The organism is Streptomyces sp. NBC_01591 (assembly GCF_035918155.1).
Classification (GTDB): Bacteria; Actinomycetota; Actinomycetes; order Streptomycetales; family Streptomycetaceae; genus Streptomyces.
The window spans coordinates 8,133,608-8,156,217 of the sequence record NZ_CP109327.1; the positions used below are offsets into that span (position 1 = coordinate 8,133,608).

At 70.6% G+C, this 22,610-nt stretch carries 16 protein-coding genes and 2 pseudogenes; 9 read left to right on the top strand and 9 right to left on the bottom strand.

The genetic code is table 11. The annotated features are described in order from the left end of the window. Positions 1 to 353: 353 nt before the first annotated feature. Together OG978_RS37675 and OG978_RS37680 are read left to right on the top strand one after the other, a co-directional pair. A pseudogene (locus tag OG978_RS37675) lies at positions 354 to 706 on the top strand (glycoside hydrolase family 2); the annotation flags it as partial. A 133-nt stretch (positions 707 to 839) separates the two neighbouring features. Next, positions 840 to 3,191: a GH92 family glycosyl hydrolase gene (locus OG978_RS37680; RefSeq protein WP_326769515.1), complete on the top strand. Its 2,352-nt coding sequence runs from the start codon at positions 840 to 842 to the stop codon at positions 3,189 to 3,191. A gap of 41 nt (positions 3,192 to 3,232) precedes the next feature. Here OG978_RS37680 and OG978_RS37685 read toward each other — a convergent pair whose 3' ends face one another. Together OG978_RS37685 and OG978_RS37690 are read right to left on the bottom strand one after the other, a co-directional pair. Then, entirely contained in the window at positions 3,233 to 3,688 is a 456-nt protein-coding gene (locus OG978_RS37685; protein WP_326769516.1) for an ATP-binding protein, read from the bottom strand. A 99-nt stretch (positions 3,689 to 3,787) separates the two neighbouring features. Beyond that, positions 3,788 to 4,338: pseudogene (locus tag OG978_RS37690) on the bottom strand (sensor histidine kinase); the annotation flags it as partial. Between the two features lie 254 nt (positions 4,339 to 4,592). Between OG978_RS37690 and OG978_RS37695 the strand changes: the two are divergent. The 3 genes from OG978_RS37695 (at position 4,593) to OG978_RS37705 (ending at position 9,146) form a co-directional block, all read left to right on the top strand. Continuing rightward, on the top strand, positions 4,593 to 6,077 hold the full coding sequence (locus OG978_RS37695) for an SDR family NAD(P)-dependent oxidoreductase (protein WP_326769517.1): 1,485 nt from the start codon (positions 4,593 to 4,595) through the stop codon (positions 6,075 to 6,077). A 347-nt stretch (positions 6,078 to 6,424) separates the two neighbouring features. Further along, complete coding sequence (locus OG978_RS37700) at positions 6,425 to 6,601, top strand: hypothetical protein (protein ID WP_326769518.1); 177 nt, start codon at positions 6,425 to 6,427, stop codon at positions 6,599 to 6,601. Between the two features lie 181 nt (positions 6,602 to 6,782). Further along, positions 6,783 to 9,146, top strand: a complete 2,364-nt coding sequence (locus OG978_RS37705) for an alpha-L-fucosidase (RefSeq protein WP_326769519.1) — start codon at positions 6,783 to 6,785, stop codon at positions 9,144 to 9,146. On the opposite strand, the gene OG978_RS37710 is transcribed toward OG978_RS37705, so the two are convergent. From OG978_RS37710 to OG978_RS37720, 3 genes are read right to left on the bottom strand one after another with little or no spacing between them, the layout of a single operon-like run. Beyond that, positions 9,124 to 10,560 carry a lipase maturation factor family protein gene (locus OG978_RS37710; RefSeq protein ID WP_326769520.1) on the bottom strand — a complete coding sequence of 479 codons (1,437 nt, stop codon included), beginning with the start codon at positions 10,558 to 10,560 and terminating at the stop codon, positions 9,124 to 9,126. The two genes, OG978_RS37705 and OG978_RS37710, sit on opposite strands and share 23 nt — an antisense overlap. Positions 10,561 to 10,579: 19 nt before the next feature. After that, positions 10,580 to 11,104: a DUF1990 family protein gene (locus OG978_RS37715; protein ID WP_326769521.1), complete on the bottom strand. Its 525-nt coding sequence runs from the start codon at positions 11,102 to 11,104 to the stop codon at positions 10,580 to 10,582. Continuing rightward, positions 11,101 to 11,946 carry a YndJ family protein gene (locus OG978_RS37720; RefSeq protein WP_326769522.1) on the bottom strand — a complete coding sequence of 282 codons (846 nt, stop codon included), beginning with the start codon at positions 11,944 to 11,946 and terminating at the stop codon, positions 11,101 to 11,103. The genes OG978_RS37715 and OG978_RS37720 overlap by 4 nt, the downstream gene beginning before the upstream one ends. 157 nt (positions 11,947 to 12,103) lie before the next feature. Between OG978_RS37720 and OG978_RS37725 the strand changes: the two genes are divergently transcribed. Then, positions 12,104 to 12,559: a hypothetical protein gene (locus OG978_RS37725; RefSeq protein ID WP_326769523.1), complete on the top strand. Its 456-nt coding sequence runs from the start codon at positions 12,104 to 12,106 to the stop codon at positions 12,557 to 12,559. A gap of 16 nt (positions 12,560 to 12,575) precedes the next feature. Here OG978_RS37725 and OG978_RS37730 read toward each other — a convergent pair whose 3' ends face one another. From OG978_RS37730 to OG978_RS37740, 3 genes are read right to left on the bottom strand one after another with little or no spacing between them, the layout of a single operon-like run. Further along, on the bottom strand, positions 12,576 to 13,640 hold the full coding sequence (locus OG978_RS37730) for a FecCD family ABC transporter permease (RefSeq protein ID WP_326769524.1): 1,065 nt from the start codon (positions 13,638 to 13,640) through the stop codon (positions 12,576 to 12,578). Further along, a complete protein-coding gene (locus tag OG978_RS37735) occupies positions 13,637 to 14,674 on the bottom strand; it encodes a FecCD family ABC transporter permease (protein WP_326769525.1) in 1,038 nt (345 codons plus the stop codon). Before OG978_RS37735 ends, OG978_RS37730 begins: the two co-directional genes overlap by 4 nt. A 17-nt stretch (positions 14,675 to 14,691) precedes the next feature. After that, complete coding sequence (locus OG978_RS37740; protein ID WP_326769526.1) at positions 14,692 to 15,741, bottom strand: iron-siderophore ABC transporter substrate-binding protein; 1,050 nt, start codon at positions 15,739 to 15,741, stop codon at positions 14,692 to 14,694. A gap of 418 nt (positions 15,742 to 16,159) precedes the next feature. On the opposite strand from OG978_RS37740, the gene OG978_RS37745 reads away from it, so the two are divergent. After that, positions 16,160 to 17,212 carry a chitinase gene (locus tag OG978_RS37745; protein WP_326769527.1) on the top strand — a complete coding sequence of 351 codons (1,053 nt, stop codon included), beginning with the start codon at positions 16,160 to 16,162 and terminating at the stop codon, positions 17,210 to 17,212. A 95-nt stretch (positions 17,213 to 17,307) separates the two neighbouring features. Here the strand turns inward: OG978_RS37745 and OG978_RS37750 are convergent, their stop codons facing one another. Further along, positions 17,308 to 18,675, bottom strand: a complete 1,368-nt coding sequence (locus OG978_RS37750; protein ID WP_326769528.1) for an FAD-dependent oxidoreductase — start codon at positions 18,673 to 18,675, stop codon at positions 17,308 to 17,310. 258 nt (positions 18,676 to 18,933) lie between these two features. On the opposite strand from OG978_RS37750, the gene OG978_RS37755 reads away from it, so the two are divergent. Both OG978_RS37755 and OG978_RS37760 read left to right on the top strand, forming a co-directional pair. Further along, on the top strand, positions 18,934 to 21,000 hold the full coding sequence (locus OG978_RS37755) for a SpoIIE family protein phosphatase (protein ID WP_326769529.1): 2,067 nt from the start codon (positions 18,934 to 18,936) through the stop codon (positions 20,998 to 21,000). A gap of 139 nt (positions 21,001 to 21,139) precedes the next feature. Continuing rightward, a complete protein-coding gene (locus OG978_RS37760; protein WP_326769530.1) occupies positions 21,140 to 22,552 on the top strand; it encodes a wax ester/triacylglycerol synthase family O-acyltransferase in 1,413 nt (470 codons plus the stop codon). The last annotated feature ends 58 nt before the right edge of the window (positions 22,553 to 22,610 follow it).

Genomic DNA, 22,610 nt, shown 5'->3' on the forward strand with positions numbered 1-22,610 from the left:
TGCGTCTCGCGGACCGGCGTGCCGGGGCGGCGGACGCCCTGGCCGGGGGCGGGGCCGCCGCGGTGGAAGCCATCGTGCGCGAGCTGACCGACGACTCCTCCCCGGTGGACTGGCGGCACGTCGCCCCGGCGTTCTGGCGGATCGGGAGCACGGCCTTCGACCCCCTGGTCCGGGCCCTCCTCGACGCACCCACCGAGGAGATGCGTGAGCGGGTCGGCGACGCGTTCATGCGCCTCGGCGAAGAGGCCCTGGACCGGTACACCGCCGCCCTCTCGCATCCCGCACCGCTCGTACGCCGACTGGCGGTCCGCGGGATCCGGTACTGCAACGAACCCGGGCCGTCCGCCCTCCGCGCGCTGCTGCCGCGGCCCGACGGGCAACGCGCCCTGGTCAGCGGCGAGTACGGGGGCTCGGCCTGGCCGTGCCCGGGCACGCCTGGGCCGTACAGCAGTCGTACATCGCGGTCGACCCGGCCACGTACACCGACGGCTGTCTGGCCAGGCTCGACGAGGTGCGGAAGCTTGCCTGCCAGGGCAGCAACGGCGCCGTCTACACCCAGATCTCGGATGTCGAGGGCGAGTTGAACGGACTGCTCACCTACGACCGCCGGATCGTGAAGCCCGACGCCGAACGGATCCGGGCGGCGCAGGACGCGCTCGTCCGCGATGCGTCGAACCCGGTCGTGGCGGGGTGTCCCACCGCCTGACCCTTGACAGCGCCGCGGCGCGTCCCGTTCGCACCGGGCGGGCCGCGGCGTTCGTGTCCGAACCCTTGACGCGCCTCACCGGGGAACCAAGAATGATCGCGCTCTGACAACGTTGTCCAAGGAGGAGTACCCCATGCACCGGACCCCACGGCCGCGACTTCGCGGTCCGGCGGCCGCGCTCGCCGCCGTCGCGCTCCTCGGCGGTGTCCTCACCGCCGGGGCCACGGCCCAGGCCGCGCCCCGTGCCGACGGACGACTGACCGACCTGGTCAACCCGTTCATCGGCACCCAGAACGAGGGCAACACCTACCCGGGCGCCTCCGTGCCGTTCGGCATGGTGCAGTTCTCCCCGGACACCGGCCACAACACCGGTTACGACTACGGCGAGAACCACATCCGCGGCTTCTCCACCGTCCATCTCTCCGGTGTCGGCTGCGGGCTCGGCGGTGATCTGCCGGCCCTGCCCACTACCGGCGACATCACACAGACCGACTACGCCAAGTACGCGGCGGAGTTCAGCCACGACGACGAGAAGGCGAGCCCCGGCTACTACAAGGTCGGGCTGAAGACCGGGATCGACGCCGAGCTCACCGCGAGCAGCCGCACCGGTGTGCAGCGCTACACCTTCCCCGCCACCGACAAGGCCAACGTCCTGCTCAACGCGGGCCAGTCGCTGCACCGGACGCTTGCGTCCGAGGTGGAGATCCTCGACAACCGGACGGTACGGACCGCGATCACCGGCAGCGGCTTCTGCCAGGACACCAAGCCGTACACGCTCTACACGGTCACCCGCTTCGACCGGCCGTTCACCACCTCCGGCACCTGGAACGGCGACACCGTCACCGAAGGCTCCGAGAAGTCCTCGGCCGGCGGCGCCCGCAACGGCGCCTGGCTGCGCTTCGACACCACGAAGGACCGCACCGTCGAGGCCACCACCGCCCTGAGCTACGTCGACGCCAAGGGCGCCGCGCTCAACCTCCGTGCCGAGGGCGGCCGCAGCTTCGACCGCGTCGCGCACGCCGCTCAGCAGGCCTGGGAGAAGCGGCTCGAAGGCGTGCGGGCGCAGGGCGGCAGCGACCAGCTCCGCCGCACCTTCTACTCCTCCCTCTACCGGTCCTTCCTCGCCCCCAACATCGGCAGCGACGTCGACGGCCGCTACACGGGCTGGGACCAGAAGATCCACCGTGCCGAAGACTTCACCTACTACCAGAACTGGTCGCTCTGGGATACCTACCGCACCCAGGCCCAGCTCCTCTCGCTCCTGGCCCCGCACGAGTCCCGCGACATGGCGCTCTCGGTCCTGCGGATCGACGCCGAGAGCGGCTGGCTGCCCAAGTGGGGCTACGGCACGGTCGAGACGAACATCATGACCGGCGACCCGGTCACCCCCTTCCTCACCAACGCCTACCAGCAGGGGCTGCTGAAGGGGTACGAGGAAGAGGCGTACCGCGCCCTGAAGAAGAACGCCGACGGGGTGCCGCCCGCCGACTCCGCACCCGTGGGTCGCGAGGCCAACGTCCAGTACCTGAAGGACGGGTTCGTCCCGTACATCAAGGGCCGGCCGCACGCCAAGCCCGGCGACTCGGACTACGACCACGGCGCCTCCGCCACCCTGGAGTACGCGCTGTCCGACGCGATGCTCGGCGAGATGGCCCGCGACCTCGGCCACGACGCCGACGCGAAGCGGTACACGGAACGCGCCCAGAACTACCGCCAGATCTTTGACCCCTCGACGGGCTTCTTCCGGGCCCGGGACACCGCCGGAGCCTTCACCGGACCCGCCGACCCGGCCAAGAGCGAGGGATTCCACGAGGGCACGTCCTGGCAGTACCAGTGGCTCGTACCGCAGGACCTGCCCGGCATGGTCGGCCTGATCGGCGGCAAGGACGCCGCCAACCAGCGGCTCGACTCCTTCTTCGCGTACGACAAGCTGCTCGCCGACCCCGCGAAGACCGCCCGTGAGGTCTGGGTCAACGGCCCGTACGCGTACTACAACGCCGACAAGTACAACCCGCAGAACGAGCCCGACCTGATCGCCCCGTACACCTATCTCTCCACCGGCCAGCCGTGGAAGACCACCGATGTGGTGCACGCGGCCCTGACCCTGTTCACCGACACCCCGACCGGCATGACGGGCAACGACGACCTCGGCACCATGTCCGCCTGGATGGTGCTGTCCTCCATCGGCGTCTTCCCGGTCCAGCCGGGCACCGACACCTGGGGCCTGTCCACGCCCGCCTTCGAGCGCGTCGACATCAGGCTCGACCGCCGTTACTACCCGCGCGGATCCCTCACGGTCAGCGCACCCGGCACCTCGGCCACCGACCGCTACATCCAGTCGGCCCGGCTCGACGGTACGGCGCGGTCGCGCACCTACCTGACCACCGACGACATCCGCTCGGCCCGCTCGCTCTCCTTCACGGTGGGCAGCGAGCCGTCGGACTGGGGCACCTCCGCCACGGACGCCCCGCCCGCACTGGGCTGACCATGGTCGTGGGGCGGGCGGCGTCCCGCCCGCCCCACAGCTCAGCTGCTCAGTTCGAACTCGGCCCGGATGCGCTTGCCCACCGGCACGCGCTCGGCGGTCAGCCGGTCGCACAGCGCCACCACGATCTCCATGCCGTGGCCGCCGGGGCGCGTCGGGTCGGGCGAGTAGAACAGCGGCAGGGCGGTGCTGGAGTCGTACACCGTGACGCTGACGCGCTCCGCCGTGCCCTCCAGCTCCAGCAGATACGGCCCCTGGCTGTAGCGGTCCGCATTGGTGACCAGCTCGCTCACCGCCAGCAGCAGATCGCTGCGGGTGTGCTCGCCGAAGACCGCGAGCCACTCGGCGGCCAGCCGGACCAGAAAGCGGTCGGCCAGCGCCCTGGCCTGGGCGATGCAGCCGGGCTCGCCGTCGAACACCTCGGCGCTGTGCAGAACCTCCGTGAACCGGTCCGGGCAGGGGCAGCCGGCCGGTCGCGAGGTGACCTGTTCGTTCATGTGCTCCAGCCAGGGCGACGCAGGGGTGTTCGGTGACAGCTTCTCGACGTCCGCCTACCCGCGACGAACGGTCCCACTCCGGGAAGAACCCGGCAGATCTCAGCGATGGCCGGACCGTCCGGCTGCCGAGTCCGTGAGGAGCGGTTCCGTCGCGGAGTGCGCGGGCCCTTCGGGGGCGACCGGCAGCGTGAAACGGATGCGGGTGCCCTCGGAGACTTCCTCGTCCAGCCAGATCCGGCCCCCGTGGAACTCCACGATCTTCCGGCACAGGGCCAGGCCTATGCCCGTTCCCTCGTACTCGTCCCGGCCGTGCAGACGCTGGAAGATGACGAACACCTTCTGGGCGGACTCCGGTGGGACGCCGATGCCGTCGTCCGACATCCGGAAGTGCCAGCACTGGCCCTCCCGGACGCAGCCGACCGCGATCCGGCACGGTGCGTCCGGCGGAACTTCACCGCGTTGCCGATCAGGTTCTGCCAGACCATGGAGAGCGCCGTGGCGTCCCCGGTCACCTCGGGCAGCGGGCCCTCCCGTACGACCGTGGCGCCGGACTCCTCGACGACCAGCGCGAGATCGGCCAGCGCGCGGTCGAGGGTCCGGTCGAGGCCGACCGGCTTCCACTCGTCATGCACCTGCCCCACGCGGGAGAAGGCGCGGCCCAGCGCCTCGGGGTCGAGCCGCCCCTTGACGAGATAGTCCTGGGCGCCGCGCCCCGTGGCGGAGACGGCCGGGCACAGGCGGGCGCGGCCGTCCGCACCCCGCGCCTGCCAACCGTGCCGAACGGCCGAGAAGTCACGCGAACGGAGCAGCATCCGGTGCATGGCAGACTTGATCGGGGCGTTCGGCCCGGCAGGAGCAGGTACGGCGGTCGGCGCCACGAGAGACAGATGGCAGAGGAACGGCAATGACGGTGACAGAGGACAGCCCGGAGCTCGCTCCCGGTACTGAGGAGTTCGGTCCCGGTATCGACCCGGAGCGGCTGGCCGTCTGCCTGAGCGTGCTCGACGAACTCGACACCATCGAGATCGACCACCCCGACGCCATCGCCGTGCGCCGCGCCACGGCCGGGATCTACCGGACGGTGAAGCAGCGCCGCCGCCAGGAGCGCCGCGCCGCCAAGACCGCGCACGACAAGGCGGTCACCGAGGCCACCGCGACCGGCTCGGCCGACCGGATCGACGACGAGACCCAGGGCGTCCTGCCGTCGTCGTCCGCCCGTGCCGAGATCGCGGGAGTGCTCCAGCGGCCCCGCTCCTGCTACATCTGCAAGACCCGTTACGTCGAGGTGGACGCCTTCTACCACCAGCTCTGCCAGCAGTGCGCGAAGGAGAACCGTGCGCGCCGCGACGCCCGGACCGACCTCACCGGCCGACGCGCGCTGCTGACCGGCGGCCGGGCGAAGATCGGTATGTACATCGCGCTGCGGCTGCTGCGCGACGGGGCGCACACCACCATCACCACCCGCTTCCCCAACGACGCGATCCGCCGCTTCAAGGCGATGCCGGACAGCGACGAGTGGATCCACCGGCTGAAGATCGTCGGCATCGACCTGCGCGACCCCGCCCAGGTCGTCGCGCTCGCCGATTCGGTCGCCGCCGAGGGCCCGCTGGACATCCTGATCAACAACGCGGCGCAGACGGTGCGCCGTTCCGCGAACGCGTACAGCGAACTGGTCAATGCCGAGTCCGCGCCGCTCCCGGCGGGCGAGCTGCCCGCCGCCGAGGTCATCGGCACCTTCGGCAGTGGCACCGTCGACCGGGTCGCGGCCCTGCCGGCCGCCCGCAAGGAGGGGCTGAGCGCACAGGACGTCACCGAGCTCGCCCTGGTCACCGGATCCGCCTCGCTGGAGCGGATCGCCGCCGGGACGGCGATCGACGCGGGCGGACTCGTGCCCGACCTGCACGACACCAACAGCTGGATCCAGACCGTCGAGGAGGTCGAGCCGATCGAGCTGCTGGAAGTCCAGCTCTGCAACTCCACCGCCCCGTTCATCCTGATCAGCCGGCTCCGTCCGGCCATGGCGGCAACGGCCGCCAAGCGCGCCTACGTGGTCAACGTCTCCGCGATGGAGGGCGTGTTCAGCCGCGGCTACAAGGGCGCGGGTCACCCGCACACCAACATGGCCAAGGCCGCCCTGAACATGCTCACCCGCACGAGCGCCCAGGAGATGTTCGAGAGGGACGGCATCCTGATGACCGCCGTCGACACCGGCTGGATCACCGACGAGCGCCCGCACCCCGACAAGATCCGCCTCGCCGAAGAGGGTTTCCACGCCCCGCTCGACCTGGTCGACGGTGCCGCCCGCGTCTACGATCCGATCGTGCGCGGCGAGGACGGCGAGGATCTGTACGGCTGCTTCCTCAAGGACTACGCGCCCGCCAACTGGTAGTCGTTCGGTGATGCGGCGTCCGTGAGCCGCCGTGGACCCGGTCGGGAGCCGCTCCCGACCGGGTCTTTTCCGTATGCGGTGGCTGAAAGTGACCTAGAGCACACGTTCCATCGAGCGCGGAAGCGCTCATTTGGTTACCCTGATGTGAACGGACGTAATCGAGGAGTCCACAAACCTTCCTCGACCGTCCAGGGACAGGCTTGTCAACCAAGTCGCCGTCCCGCCCCCTACCCGGCGCCACCGCGACCGAACTGTTCTTGCCCCTGCCCCGCACGGGCGGCCGCTTCCCGGTAATGAGGCCGGAGCATCGGCGACGCCCGGGGCTACGCGACACAAAGGAGTGCGCGGTGACGACACCGGAACTGACGAAGCACGAGAAGCGACCGGCCGAACGGCACGGAGACCGGCCCCGTAGGCCCGAGAAGCTCCGGAACATCGAGGTCTGGGCCAGGTCCGCACCGATCCGGCTGGCCGGCTACGAGGACGACCTCGCCGAGCCGCACATCCTGCCCGGCATCGACTGACTCCGCTTCGCGCCCCGGCACCACACCACCCGAGCTCCGGCCCGCATCGCGCGGGCCGGAGCTCGGCCGTTCGGCGCGCTCCCGGCTTCGTCCAGTCATCGGATGAGTGCGGGAACGGTGTTTCGTTCTGTCTGGAAGATTGCATTGACAGGTTCGCGTCGTACTCCAATCATCGGATGTCATGACCGAACTTCCCAGGCGCCATGTACTCGGAATGACGGCAGGGGCGGCAGTCGGCGTCGCCCTGCTCACTCCCGCCACCGCCGATGCGGCCCCGCGCACCGCAGCCGCACCGCACACAGGAGCCGGCGCCGATGAGGGCGAGTGGGGCACCGTTCCCGCCGCCGTCCCCGTGCCGCTCGACCAGTGGTTCGACAACGACGGCCTCGACACCGCCGATGCCCGCGGCGGCGACTTCGACGGTTCCGGCTACACCTTCCCGGGTGAGGAACTCCCCGCCGGAGAACGGGAGATCGGCGGCACCGCCTTCCTCTTCCCGGCCTCCTCCGAGGGCGCCAGGAACAACGTCGTCGCCCTCGGTCAGCGCATCGACCTCCCGCCCGGCCGCTATCTCTCCGGTCTCTTCCTCACCGCGTGCAGCTACGGCGCCGCGTCCGGCAGGGCCACGGTCCACTACGCCGACGGCACCACGACGACCCCGGTGCTCGGCGGGCCCGACTGGTACGCCGGCAGCGGCGCCCTTACCGCCGCGTACCGCTACGCCGCCGACGGAGCCAAGGACCCGCACCAGGTGTCCATCGCCGTCAGCGAGATCGCGCTCGACCCGGCCAGGGAAGCCGTCGCGCTCACCCTGCCCACCACCCAGCCTGCCGAGGCGGGCAAGCCGTCCCTGCACATCTTCGCGCTCTCGCTCCAACCGGCGGCCCAGGGGCGGGCGTTGTCGCTGCGCGACGCCCACTCCACCACCTCGCTGCTGGACTCCGGCGCCCAGAGCGTCGAGGCCACCGTCGTCAACGCGGGCACGGTCGGCATCCTCGCCGCCGACGGCCTCACCCTCTCCGTGGACGTGCCCGGAGCCCGCACCGTCGCGCCTGCCCGCGTCTCCCGCCTCGCCCCCGGCGAACAGGCCCGCGTCCGCATCGGCATCCGCAGCAGACCCGGCACCGCACCCGGCACCGCCCAGGAAGGCAACGTTGTCGCACGCGGACGCGGGGCGCGGGCGGCCACGGTCCGGCGCTCGCTCACCCTCGGCGTCCCCGACTACGCGCCGACGGACGCCTCCCTCTCCACCCACCAGGCGCCGTACTGGTTCCAGCAGGCGAAGTTCGGGATCTTCATCCACTGGGGGGTCTACTCGGTGCCCGCCTGGGCGCCGGTCGGCACCCAGTACGCCGAGTGGTACTGGAACCAGATGCAGGACCCCAACAACCCCACCCACGCCCACCACCGCGAGACCTACGGCGAGTCCTTCGCGTACGACGACTTCATCCCGCGATTCCGCGCCGAACGCTTCGACCCGCGATCCTGGGTGGAGCTCTTCCGGGACGCCGGCGCCCAGTACCACGTCCTCACCTCCAAGCACCACGAGGGCTTCGCGCTCTGGGACACCAAGCTCTCGGACCGCAACTCGGTGAAGATGGGGCCGGGGCGCGACCTGGTCAGGGAGCTCTTCGACGCCTCGCGCCGCTACACCCCCGAACTCCACCGCGGGCTGTACTTCTCCATGCCCGAGTGGTTCAACCCCGACCACCCGTGGATGGGCCACGCCCCGCGCAATCCGTACACCCTGGAGCCCGTCCCGTACACCGGGCACACGGCGGGCAGGGACTACGTCACCCAGTTCCAGGGCCCGCAGATGCTGGAGCTGATCCACGGCTACGACCCCGAGATCCTCTGGTGCGACATCGGTGGCGACAACGACAGCCACCGGGTGCTGGCCGAGTACTTCAACCACGCGAAGAACCGGGCCCGCCCGGTCGAGGTCACCGTCAACAACCGCTCCGGGATCGGGCCGTACGACTTCACCACGCCCGAGTACACGACGTACGACCAGATCGTCACAGCGAAGTGGGAGTCCAGCCGCGGCCTCGACCCGTTCAGTTACGGCTACAACGCCCAGACGCCGGACGAGAAGTACATGACGGCCGAGGAGATCGTGCACTCGCTCGTCGACATCGTCTCCAAGAACGGCAACTTCCTGCTGGACATCGGCCCCAGGGCCGACGGCACGATCCCCGACATCATGCAGCGCAGGCTGCGCGAGACGGGGGAGTGGCTGAAGACCAACGGGGAGGCGATCTACGACACCACGTACTGGTCACGGATGCCGCAGCTCGGTGAGGATCTGCGGTTCACCCTGCGGCCGAACCGTGCGTTCTACATCCACTCGCTGGCGCGGCCGGGCGCGACCCTCACCGTCGAGGCGCCGGTGCCGGTCCGCGGCGGTGACCGGGTCACCCTGCTCGGTCACGACCGGCCGCTCAACTGGCGGGTCCGGGGCGGCTCGCTGGTGATCGACGTACCGGCGGCGGCCCGCAGGAACGGGAAGCACGCCTGGGTGTTCAAGATCGCCTGGTCGGGCTGAGCCAGGCGGGGCCGAGCGAGACCGGGCGCATGAAATCCCGCACATAGGTCCGGTGCCACCAGCGTCCGGTGGCCCGCAGTTCGCGCCAGGTGGTGTACCGGTAGTGGTACACCCTGGCGCGGACGTGCGCGGGCGGGGCGTCGGGGAACGGGTTGTGACGCAGCAGCCGCAGGGTGTCCCGGTCGTTCTCCAGCAGCCGCTCCACGAACGGGCCGAACCAGGGGCGGGCGTACGCGGGGGAGAGCGCCGCGAACCACATCAGCCAGTCCAGCCGCAGATGGTACGGGGCGAACTGGCGGGGCATCCGGCGCGGATCCCCCGGCTTGCCGCGGAAGCCGTACTCCCGCCAGACGGTGCCGTCGTGGAGGACCTGCTCGTCCGTTCCCTCGACCACCACCTCCAGCCGGACCCGGCTGATGCTGCCGAACGCGCCGTAGGTGTTGACCAGATGCAGCGGGTCGAACGAGCGGTTCATCACCTGGCGGCGGGAGACCAGATTGCGCGCCGGGCGGTAGCTGAGGAAGACGACCAGCGCGGTCACCGCGATGACGACGATCTCGTACCAGAGCGGCGGCGCGGACTGGGCGGGCGGCGCGGTGAACAGGGACCAGTCGACGGCGGACAGGGCCAGGGTGATCGTCAGCCAGTTCAGCCAGGCGAAGTTCCCCGAGACGACCAGCCACAGCTGGGTGACGATCATCAGCCCCGCGGCCGCGCTCGCCACCGGCTGCGGGGTGAAGAGAAGCACCGGCACCAGGAGTTGGGTGACGTGGTTGGCCGCCACCTCGGCCCGGTGGACGGGCCCCGGCAGCCGGTGGAAGAACCAGCTCAGCGGCCCCGGCATCGGCTGGGTCTCGTGGTGGAAGTACAGGCACGTCAGCTTGCGCCAGCACTCGTCGCCACGGATCTTGATCAGCCCGGCGCCGAACTCCACCCGGAACAGCACCCAGCGCAGCAGCCACAGCACCAGTACCGGGGGAGCGGTGTGCGCGTTGCCGAGGAAGACGGCGAGGAAGCCGGTCTCCAGCAGCAGCGATTCCCAGCCGAAGCCGTACCAGGTCTGGCCGACCTGGACGATCGACAGATAGAGCGCCCAGGGCAGCGCCCAGAGCACCATCGCCGGCCAGAGCGGAAGGTACGAGTCCGCGCCCGCGAGCAGGGCGACGGCGATCGCGCAGCCGGTCCAGGCGATGAAGGCGAAGAAGCGGTCGGAGTAGTGGAGCCGGAAGATCCCGGGGCCGTCGCGCCAGTCGGTGCGGCGCAGGAAATCGGGTACCGGCAGCATGCCGCGTTCGCCGATCAGCGCCCGGAACTGGAGCGCGGCGGTGAGAAACGCGACCAGATAGACAGCGGCCAATGCCCGCTGGAAGATCAGCCGGCTGAGCCAGTACCCGTCTGCGGTGAACCACTCCATCACTTCCAGTATCGGCGATTCAGCCCCGCCCGCCGCGCTCCTCGTCCACGATGCGACGGAGCGTGCTGCCCAGCCGCCGGGCGTACAGCCGCTGGAGCACTGGTACGACGGGCCCGGCGAGCCGGGTGTACCAGGTGGCCGGGCGGCTGAACGCCATGACGGTGAACCACACCGTCCCGTCGTCCGCCAGCTCCACCACGAAGGACTCCTCGCCGCGTTCCGGGTGCCGGACCTCGGTCCCGTAGGCGAATCCGATGCGATCCTGCTCGTACGCGGTCCAGACGACCTGGCAGGGCGCGGTGAACCGGAGCAGGCCGATGCCCAGCGACACCCGGACGCGTACCCCGTCCCCGGCACGGGGCGCCGAGGCGCGGACCCGGGCACCGCTGGTGCGGTGCATGCGCCATTCGGTGACCGCCGCGCCCGCCGCCCGGAGGTCGGCCCGGCCGCGCCCGACCCGGGCCCGGTGGTGGAGGTGGTGGTATCCGGTGGGGAGGGGGCCGAGGCGGGTGGCGCCGACCTCGGGATAGCTGAGGGTGCTCATGCGGTCCTGCTTTCTTCGTGGTCGGTGTGATCGCGGAGCCGCTGCCAGGCGAGCACCGAGCAGAGTGCGAAGCCCAGCGCGTTGCCGAGGCCGTGGGTGGCGGCCATCCAGGGCAGTGTGGGGTGCGGGAGTCCGGTGGCCTCGCCGAGCGCCCAGCTCAGGGCGAGCACCATGGTGACGGCGAGCACGGCGGACGAGACGGCGAGCAGCGACCGGGTGATCCGGTCCCGCTGCCCGGTACGGACCGACCGCCAGGTGAGGACGGCGACGGTCCACATTCCCGCGGTCAGGACGGCCGCGCCGGCCAGTTCGGCCCAGTCGCCGATGAAGTAGCCGATCAGGACGAGCAGGGTGCCCAGTGGAACGCTCAGCGCGGCGAACCTTCCCGCGGCGCTGTCGGCGACCCGGCAGACGAGCCCCGCGACCAGGGCGGCGGCGAATCCGGCGAAGTGGAAGTGCGGCACGGTCAGCGCGAGGATGCCGAGCCCGAAGCCGAAGAGCGGGTGCCCCGAACGTTCGGCGACCAGCGCGGTGGCGGCGACCGACGGGGTGACCAGGGCGGTGAGCAGGGCGACCTCGGCGGGCGCTGTGGACCTCGACGGACTGCGGAGCAGCCGGGGCGGGGCGTGCAGGGCGAGGAGTGCGGTGCCGAGCGCGTAACAGACCGCCAGGGCGGTGGCAGCCGTGCCGCGCGGCAGCCACAGTGAGACGGCGCCGGGAACGGCGAAGAGCGGCCACAGACGCCGCATCCGGTCCAGCTCGGCCGCACCGGTCAGCCGCAGTCCCGCGGGGACCACCACCAGCATGCCCAGCATCACGATCGAATTGACCAGTACGGACATCGCCGCCCCCTGATTTGAACGTGTTCAACTGTGTTCGGCATCGACTCTACGAGCTTTCTTGAACGTGTTCAAGTGGGGGTGTGCGAGGGCGGGGGGGGAGCTGGGCGTGCGAGGGGTGGGAGGGGAAGACCCGGGCGCCGATGGCAGGATGCCCGGCATGGAGATCATCCCTGGACGCGGCGTCGGCCTCGCCATGATCGGCGACCACCGGACCCGGGTCGAGGAGCGCGTCGGCCCGCCGAGCCTCGGCACCGCCGCCGTCCGCCCTGCCGTGTACGACACCACACCGACGCTCGTGATCACCTACGCACCCGACGACACCGTGGAACTCGTCGAAATCGGCTGCAGCGGGCAGGGCGGCGAGGCCGAGGCGAGCTACGACGGGATCCAGCTGACCCACCGGCTGATCGACGACGTCGTCGCCGAACTGCACGCCAAGGGCTACACCAGCACGCCGTGCGACATCGGCTACGACTTCCACGCCGGGTTCTCCGTCTGGTCCATGCGCGTGCTGGAGGCGCGTCAGGTGGACCCGACGGCCGGGGAGGACGACCCGAGGTGTGTCGTCGAGGGCGTGTCCGTGGCGCCGTACGGCTACTTCGGCGGCGAGTAGCGTACGGCGCCGCGTCTCACAGAACTCCCCGGCGCCACTCCCGTACCAGCAGATAGCCGAGGTACACGCCTCCGATGGCCATCGTGTAGATGCCGACGGGCAGGTTGTCGAAGAGCGGCAGCTGCTGGGCGCAGAGATCCGCCAGTACCAGCAGCAGCGCGCCGGTCAGCGCCGACAGCGCCAGGTGCGGGCCGGATACACGGGTGATCCGCTTGGCGACCTGCGGGGACGTCAGCGCGATGAACGCGATGGGACCGGCGACACTGACCGCCCCCGCCGAGAGCACGATCGCCAGCACCACGGCGGCCGTCTTGGTGCGGCGGGGCTCGGAGCCGAGCGCGGCCGCGATGTCGTCGCCCATCTCCCCGATGTCCAGCCGCCGCGAGAGGAGCACGGTGAGCGGGGCCACCACCAGCAGCACCAGCCAGATCGTGGTGGCGTCCTCCCACGACCGCGCCGACAGGCTGCCGTTGACGTAGGCGCTGAGCACGGCGGCCCGGTCCCGCTCCATGGCGTAGACGACGTACTGGGTGATCGCGGTGCCGATCGCGGCGACCCCGATGCCCGCGATGACCAGCCGGGCCGGGTTGCGGAACCCGGTACCGGTCGACACATAGACCAGCACCATGGCGAGGACGGCGCCGAGCAGCGCGCCGAGCGCCACCGGCACGGTGTCCGGGAACAACAGCGCGGAGATCGCGGCCCCCGCCCCGGCACCGGACGCCAGCCCGATCACATCGGGGCTGCCGAGCGGATTGCGGGTGACGGACTGGAACAGCGCCCCGGAGAGCCCGAGTGCCGCACCGGTGCCCACGGCGACCGTCAGCCGGGGGCCGCGCAGCCGCTCCAGCACGAACGCGTTCTTGCCCTCGGCCCCGCCGGTCACCGCCCCGGCCAGGTCGGCGAGCGGAATGCCCAGCCGCCCGAGCGACAGCGTGGCGACGGCGCCCGCCACGAGCAGCACCAGCAGCACGAGGGCCGTCAGCACCGACACCCGCCGGACCGGCACGGCCACCCTCCCGCCGGCCCTCAGCACCTTACGGGGCGAAGCGGTGCGGACCGCGGTCTGCTGCGACGTCATGCGTTGCCCCTCATCCTGCGTACGGCGATGAGCAGTGCGGGCGCCCCGATGAACGCGGTCACGACACCGACCATCAGCTCCTGCGGGCGCATGACCACCCGGCCCACGACATCCGCCAGGAGCAGCAGCGCCGGACCTGCCAGCGCCGAGAAAAGGACCTGCATGCGGAAATCGACGCCGACCACGGCCCGCACCACATGCGGAACGGCCAGTCCGACGAAGGCGATCGGACCGACCGCCGCCGTCGCCGCCGCGCTCAGCAGCGTGGCCGCGAGCAGCCCGCCCGCCCGCACCAGCGCCGGATTCGCCCCCAGGGACGCCGCCGTCGAGTCGCCGAGCGCGAGCGCGTTGAGGCCGGGACCGAGCACCGCGGCGATCACCAGACCGGCCACGGCGAACGGCAGCACCGACCAGAAGACGTCGAAGTCCCGTCCGCCCAGCGCGCCGACGACCCAGTACCGGTAGCTGTCGAACACCTTCGGGCGGCCCAGGGTCACCGCCTGGATGAACGCCATCAGCACGGCGGAGAGCACCGCGCCGGCGAGCACCAGCCGGACGAGACCGCCGCCCGAACCCGCAGAACCGATCGCATGGACGAGCAGACCCGCGAGCAACGCGCCGGGCAGCGCCCACCACATGGTGGCGGTGCTGCCCGACGCCCCCAGGAACGCCGTCGCGGCGACGATGCTCGCGGAGACGCCCGCGTTGATCCCGAGCAGGCCCGGATCGGCCAGCGGATTGCGGGTCACGCCCTGCATGAGGGTGCCCGCGACGGCGAGGCAGAGTCCGGCCAGCACACCGAGCGCGGTCCGCGGATAGCGACTCTCGACGATGGTGGTGACATTCGGGTCCGCGCTGCCGGACAGGACGTCCAGCACATCGCCGAACGAGGTGGTGCGGCTGCCGAACATGACGCTCGCGAGCACGGCGAGCACCAGGACGGCGACTGCGATGACGACGGAAAACACCCGCCGAGCGGTGCCGGTCCGTGAGGTACCGGCACCGCTCGGCGGTGCGTGCGTGGTGGTGGCCATGTGGGTGGTGGTCCGCCTCAGCCCTTGTCGGCGGACTCGACGGCCTTGTCGATCAGCGGCAGGTAACGGTCGATCACCCACGGCACGGTGAGCGGGTTGATGATCGAGGAGGCCGTGACGAAGGAGTTGTCCTTGCCGGCCACCACGGCGCCGCTCTTGACCGCGGGGATCGCCGCGTACAGCGGCTGCGCCTCGATCTCCTTGCGGGTCTTGTCGTCCATGTAGAAGGTGAAGACCAGGTCGCTGTCCTTCAGCTTCTCGGCGTTCTCCAGGCCGATGAGCGCCGAGTCGGTGCCCTTGGTCTCCTTGAAGCTGTTCACCACCGGGTCGACCTTGAGACCGAGCGAGGAGACCATCTTGACGCGCTGCTCATTCGGCTTGAACACACCGAGGGTGCCGGGGCCGGTGTTGTAGATGTACGAGAACGTGTGCTTCTTGTACTCCGGCCGGGTCGCCGCCGCGTCGGACAGCTGCTTCTCGATCTTCGAGGTGAGGGTCTTCGCCTCGTCCGGCTGTCCCAGCGCCTTGGCGATGATCTCGATCTGCTGGTCCCAGTCCGTGCTCCACGGCAGGTCGGGATAGGCGACGGTGGGGGCGATGTCCTTGAGGATGTCGTAGTCCTTCTGCGTGATCCCGGACCACGGCGCGAGGATGACGTCCGGCTCCAGCTCGGTGATGGCCTCGAAGTCGATGTCCTCACCGCCCGTGAACTGGGTCGGCAGCTTGTCGCCGGATTTCTTCACCGCTTCGTGGATCCAGGGCAGATAGCCCGTCTTGTCGCTTCCCCACTCGTACTTCTCGATGCCCACCGGGGTGTTGCCGAGCGCGATGGCGGTCTCGGCGGAGCCCTGGCCGAGGGTGACGACCCGTTCGGGCTGCTCCTTGATCTCCGCGGTGCCGAGCGCGCTCTTGATGGAGACGGGGAACGCGCCGCTGCTCTTCCCGGATGCGCCGGAGGTCTCCTTGCCGTCGTCGCTCGACGAGCAGCCACCGAGGGCGAGAACGAGGGCTGCGGCGGCGGCAGTTGCGGCGAGCGTCCGGCGACGCGCGCGGGTGAACCGGGACATGGATGTTCCTCATGTTTGAACGGATGGAGCAGCAGGTCCCCGAGACCGCGTGAGGGCATGCCGAAGGAGCGGCCGTACGGGGGTACGACGGGCTTCCCCCGATGCAGATCGCAAGGAGTTAGGCAAGCCTAAGCTAAGCCTTTGTGTGGCGACAACCGGCCCCCCTGGAAAACGCTTTCGGTCTCGTCCTGCACCGGTTCGGTGTCGATGCCGGGGGCTCGGCTGGTCGCCACTTTGGTCCAGACCTATTGACGGAAGGTTCGGGCCTCCCTAGCGTGTGGCGAGCCGTGAAATGTGAGACCGCATTCCGGGATTGTCAGGGGCATGCCATTCACGCGCCAACTCGCCCCGCGCCGGGCCGCCTCGGGCAGCAGCATCGCCCCGGCGGCGCCCGGCCGCGACAGGAAGGGAACTGAGCATGTTCGGTCGGACATCGCGCCTGCTGGGGGTCGGCCTCGCGGCGGCATGTGTCGTACAGCTGCTGGTGGGTGCAACGCCGAGCGCCGCGCAGGAGGAGACCTGCGCGGTCAAGTCGAAGCCCTCCGGAAAGGTGCTCCAGGGGTACTGGGAGAACTGGGACGGCGCTTCGAACGGTGTGCACCCGCCGCTCGGCTGGATCCCGGTCACCGACAGCCGCATCCCGCAGCACGGCTACAACGTGATCAACGCGGCCTTCCCGGTCATCCTCTCGGACGGCACCGTTCTGTGGGAGGACGGGATGGACTCCACCGTGAAGGTCCCGACCCCGGCCGAGATGTGCCGGGCGAAGGAGTCCGGGCTCACCACCCTGATGTCGATCGGCGGCGCGGCCGCCGGCATCGATCTCAACTCCAGCGCCGTCGCCGACCGGTTCGTCGAGACGATCGTGCCGATCCTCAAGAAGTACAACTTCGACGGCATCGACATCGACATCGAGACCGGTCTGACCGGCAGCGGCAACATCAACCAGCTGTCGGCCTCGCAGACCAACCTCATCCGCATCATCGACGGCGTGCTCGCGCAGATGCCCTCGAACTTCGGCCTGACGATGGCGCCGGAGACGGCCTATGTCACCGGCGGGAGCGTCACCTACGGCTCGATCTGGGGTGCGTACCTGCCCATCGTGAAGAAGTACGCGGACAACGGGCGCCTGTGGTGGCTCAACATGCAGTACTACAACGGCAGCATGTACGGATGCGCCGGTGATTCGTACTCCGCGGGCACGGTCGAGGGGTTCGCGGCCCAGACCGACTGCCTGGACAAGGGGCTCGTCATCCAGGGCACCACGATCAAGGTCCCGTACGACAAGCAGGTTCCGGGGCTGCCCGCCCAGCCGGGCGCGGGTGGCGGTCACATGTCACCGGGTCAGGTGTCGCAGGCCTGGAACCACTACGGCAACGCCCTCAAGGGCCTGATGACCTGGTCGCTCAACTGGGACGGCTCGAAGGGATGGACCTTCGGGGACAACGTCAAGGCGCTGCAGGGCCGCTGAGGCGCCGGGCGACCGCGGACCGGGCAGCTCCGCCGAGGTGGACGGAGCTGCCCCTACGGCCGGCCGTGGTGGCGGCCGGTCGGTACGCCGTACGGTCAGGAACGGGGCTCGGAGGCGTCCAGCATGGCCTCGCGCTCCACGACCTTGATCCGCTCGCGGTCCTGCTCCGCGCCCAGGGCCTTCTCGTGCGCGTCCAGGCGGTACCAGCCCTCGCGGGTGGTGTAACGGACGCCGCGCTCCTCCAGGAAGGCGGTGACGGCCTCCGGCTCGGGCCGGACCGGGGCGGGCAGCCGTCCCGCGGCCCGGTCCTCCAGCAGGCAGGCCACGGTCTCGTTGGCGTCGCCCTTGGTGTGGCCGATCAGGCCGATCGGGCCGCGCTTGATCCAGCCCGTGACGTACACCGAGGGCATGTGCTCCCCGCCGTCGACGACCCGTCCCGCGGCGTGCGGGACGGTGCCGGAGACCACGTCGAACGGGAGCTTCGGGAGCTCCTGCGAGTAGTAGCCGACCGCGCGGTAGACGCTCTGCACGTCCCAGTCGGTGAAGTTCCCGGTGCCCTTGACGTTGCCGGTGCCGTCCAGCTCGGTCCGCTCGGTGCGCAGGCCGACGACCCGGCCGTCCTCGCCGAGGATCTCCACCGGGGACTCGAAGAAGTGCAGGAACAGCTTGTGCGGCCGGTCGCCGATGTCGCGGATGGCCCAGTTCTCCAGCGTGGAGGCGACCATGTTGGCCTGCTTGTTGCCGCGCCGGGTCTCGATCGAACCCGCGTCGTACTCGATGTCCTCGGGGTTGACGATGACCTCGATGTTCGGCGAGTGGTCCAGCTCCCGCAGCTCCATCGGGCTGAACTTGGCCTGCGCGGGACCGCGGCGTCCGAAGACGTGCACCTCAAGGGCCTTGTTGGCCTTGAGGCCCTCGTGGACGTTCGCGGGGATCTCGGTCGGCAGCAGCTCGTCCGCGGTCTTGGCGAGGATGCGCGCCACGTCCAGGGCCACATTGCCCACGCCGAGGACGGCGACCTTCTCCGCCTCCAGCGGCCAGGTGCGTGCCACATCGGGGTGGCCGTCGTACCAGGAGACGAAGTCGGCGGCGCCGTGGGAGCCGTCCAGGGCGCCGCCGGGGATGTCCAGCGCGCGGTCCGCGTCGGCGCCGGTGGAGAAGACCACGGCGTCGTAGAAGGACCGCAGATCGTCCAGGTCGATGTCGTTGGGGTAGTCGACGTTGCCGAACAGGCGCAGCTGCGGCTTGTCGAGAACCTGGTGGAGTGCCTGGACGATGCCCTTGATCCGTGGGTGGTCCGGGGCCACTCCGTAACGGATCAGGCCGAAGGGGGCGGGCATCCGCTCGAACAGGTCGATCGAAACCCCCGGGTCCTGGGCGGCCTCGGATTTCAGGAGCGCGTCCGCAGCGTAGATGCCGGCGGGGCCGGCTCCGACTATGGCGACGCGGACGGGGCGGGTCATCAGGTGCTGGTCCTTAGAACGTGCTGATGCGGGCAGTGCAGCTCAGGGTAAAGGTAAGGCTGGGCTTACCGTGCTCCATGGAACACCGTATCCGTTGCCGGCCCACAGCCTCGGGGCGGTTCGCCCTACGAGACATCCGGTCCCTTCGTCCGGTGCCCGAAATGGCTTGAAGTGCACTCGGGTGGCGCGAGCGCGGGATTCGCCCAGCCGCGCGAGGATCGCTCGAAGAATCGGACAAATAATGGCAGAGTGACCCACATGGATGATCGGGTAGCGGGTGCCCTGTCACTCCCGGACGACTGGCCCGCCCACCCGGATCTCAGCCTGGCCCTGAACCGTATGGGCAGCTTCGACTGGGACCTCGACAGCGGCCTCATGCACATGGACCGGCCCGCGCTCGACGTGTTCGACCTGCGGGCGGAGGAGTACGACGACCGGCCGGAGTCGCTCGGGCGCCGGGTGCCGCCGGACGAGGGCGTACGGCTCGACGCCATGGTCGCGCAGGCGCTCAAGAGCGGGCGGAGCAATTACGGGGCGTACTTCAGGATCAAGCGGCGCGACGGCAGCCTCCGCTGGACCCATACCCAGGGCTTCATCCGGCGGGACACGACCGGCCGCCCCCACCGCATCATCGGCATCGTCCGCGACGCGACCCAGGAGCTGGCCGACTCCACCGCCCGCCGCGAGCTGGACCTGGAGCGGCGCCGCCGCACCAGCCTGGTGGACGGCACCACGGCCGCACTGGCCCACGCCCGCACCGTCGGGGACGTCATCGAGGTGCTGAAGAACTCCCAGGGCCTGGCACACCTCGGGGCCACCAGCCTGGTGATGGGGCTGATAGAGGCCGGACGCATCCATCTGGTGGCCGACGGCCCGGAGGACTCGTTCGTGCCCGGCACCCGGTACACCCGGACGGACGAGCAGTACCCGATGAGTGAGGTCGTACGCACGCTCACGCCCCGATTCATCGAATCCGCCACGGACTTCGCCACCTCGTACCCGATTCTGTGGCCCCACATCAGCCACCTCGGCATCACCTCGGCCGCCTATCTGCCGCTGATCGCCCAGGCCCGGCCCATCGGCGCGCTCGGCCTGCTCTACAGCGACAAGGACGGCTTCACCGGCGACGAACGCAATCTGCTGGTCGCGCTCGGCAGCTCCATCGCGCAGAGCCTCCAGCGGGCCATGCTGTACGAGCAGGAGCACGACCTCGCCGAGGGCCTCCAGCAGGCCATGCTGCCGCGCAGGATCCCGGAGGTGCCGGGGGCGCAGGTCGCCGTCCGGTACCGCTCGGCCCGGCTGGGCCGGGACATCGGGGGCGACTGGTACGACGTCATTCCGCTGCCCGGCGGCCGGGTCGGGGCCGTCATCGGGGACGTGCAGGGCCACGACACCCACGCGGCGGCCGTCATGGGGCAGCTGCGCATCGTGCTGCGCGCTTACGCGGCCGAGGGGCACAGCCCCGCCACGGTGATGGCACGGGCCTCCGTCTTCCTGCACGAGCTGGACACGGAGCGCTTCGCGACCTGCACCTACGCCGAGGTGGACCTGACGACCGGAGTGGTGCAGCTGGTCCGGGCCGGCCACGTCGATCCGCTGGTGCGCGGGAGCGACGGCAGCTGCAGCAGGCTTCCCGCGGAGGGCGGGCTGCCGCTGGGGCTCTCGGCCGAGTTCGGGCGGCTCGAGTACCCGGTCAGCACCGTCGAGCTGGACCCCGGCCAGACCCTGGTGCTGTTCACCGACGGTCTCGTGGAGCTGCCGGGCGCAGATCTCGACGAGGGCATGCAGCTGCTGGCCGCCATGGTGCGCAACGGCCCGCAGGACCTCCAGCGGCTGGCCGACCGGCTCTGCGAGGAGGTCGACGAGCGCGGTGGCGAGGACGATGTCGCGGTCCTGCTGCTGCGCCGCAAGGTCGCTCACGCGCCCCAGCCGGGCGGCCGGCTCCAGCAGCATGTCGCGCAGAGCGACCCGGAGGCGCTGAGCTCCGCGCGGCACATGATCCGGGCGGCGGTACGGGCCTGGGGCGCCAAGGCGCGGGCCGACGAGGTCGAGCTGGCCGCCGACGAGCTGATCACCAACGCGCTCATGCACACCGACGGCGGGGCCATCGTCACGATCCGCGTGCTCACCGGACCCGAGCGGCGCCTGCGGGTCGACGTCGAGGACCGCTCCAGCGCGCTGCCCCGGCGCCGGGACGCGGGGGAGGCCGGGGTGTCCGGGCGGGGGTTGATGCTGGTGGACCGGCTGGCGGACCTGTGGGGCGTGGAGTCCCGGGGCAGCGGCAAGTGCGTCTGGTGCGAATTCGTCATCCCGGCACACGAGTGACAGAAACACGTCTACCTACTCGACAGTAACAGAACGTAACATGTCAGTACTTGACCGTAACCGACCGCGAGCGATTGACTGCGAATCGTCAGTCTTTTTTGACTCCGTCAGTCCTTGTCTTCGACGACATGAGGATCCGTTGGGAACTGAGCTGCTGGCACCCCTCGATCTGGCCTTCTGGCACCTCGAATCCGATGCCCATCCGATGCACCTCGGCGCGCTCGCCGTCTTCTCCCCTGCCCCCGACCCGGTGCACGGTGCCGACGCGGAGACCGTGCTCGAACTGCTGGGCACCCGCGCCGCCGCCATCCCCCGGCTGCGGATGCGGGTCAGGGACGTACTGCTGCCCGTCGGCGGTGCGGCCTGGTTCGTGGACAAGGACTTCGACGTCCACCGGCACATCGAGCGGGTGCGGCTGACCGAGGCGGAGTCGCGGGACGAGGACGGCGGATTCATGGCGGGCGCCACCCGGCTCGCCGGTGAACTGATGGAACGGCCGCTCGAACGGGGGCTGCCGCCCTGGCAGATGTACGTGATCGGCGGCGCCGCCGGCGGTCCCTTCGCGGTGCTCGTCAAACTCCACCACGCGCTGGCCGACGGAATGCGCGCGGTCGCCATCGGCGCAGGGATCTTCGACGAGATCGCCGCCGGCCGCGCCCGCGTCGGGGTCCCCACCCGTCGGGCGCGTACCGTCCCGCCCCGCTCGTGGATGCCTGGCCCGCGCCAGGTGGCCGGCCTGGCGCTCGGGCGGATCGAGGATCTCGGGCGGGCGTTCGGCGTCGGTGCCTCCATGGTGCGGGCCAGCCGCCTCGATCCGCGCGGCGCGCCCGCGCTCACCGCGAGCTCCAGCGGCACCCGGCGGCTGGCCACCGCGGACCTGGACCTCGAAGCCGTCCAGCGGATCCGCCGAGCCGCGGGCGGCACGACCAACGACGTCCTGCTCGCGATCGTCGCCGGAGCGCTGCGCCGCTGGATGCAGGAGCGTGGTGAACCGCTGCCCGACGAGGACCCGCGGGCCCTGGTGCCGGTCTCCCGCCGCAGGCCGGGTCAGGCCGCGGCGACCGGGAACAGGCTCTCCGCCTATCTGCTCGGGCTCCCGGTCGGCGAACCCGATCCGTGGCAGCGGCTCGGCATCGTCCGCACCGCCATGGACCGCAACAAGTCCGCGGGCCCCCTGCGCGGCGCCGGTGCGGTCGCCGTACTCGCCGACCAACTGCCGTCGCTGGCCCACCGCTTCGGCGCGCCGCTCGCCGGGAATGCGGCCAGGATGCTCTTCGACGTCCTGGTCACCAGCGTGCCCCTGCCGCGCTCGGCTCTCTCGCTCGGCGGCTGCCCGCTGCGCGCCGTCTACCCGATGGCGCCGCTGGCCCGCGGCCAGTCCCTCGCCATCGCACTGTCCGCGTACGGCGGCCGGGTGCGGGTCGGGCTGGTGGCCGACGGCAAGGCGCTGCCCGATCTGGAGCGGCTGGCGCGCTGCGCCGACGACGAGGTGGCGGAGCTGCTCACGCTTACTGCCGGCGCACTGAGCGAACGCCGCCCCGATCGGGCATAGGTCGGACAGATATCCCGGAAAGTGCCACAGTCAGTGGTGCCTGAGGTGTTGACGCGCC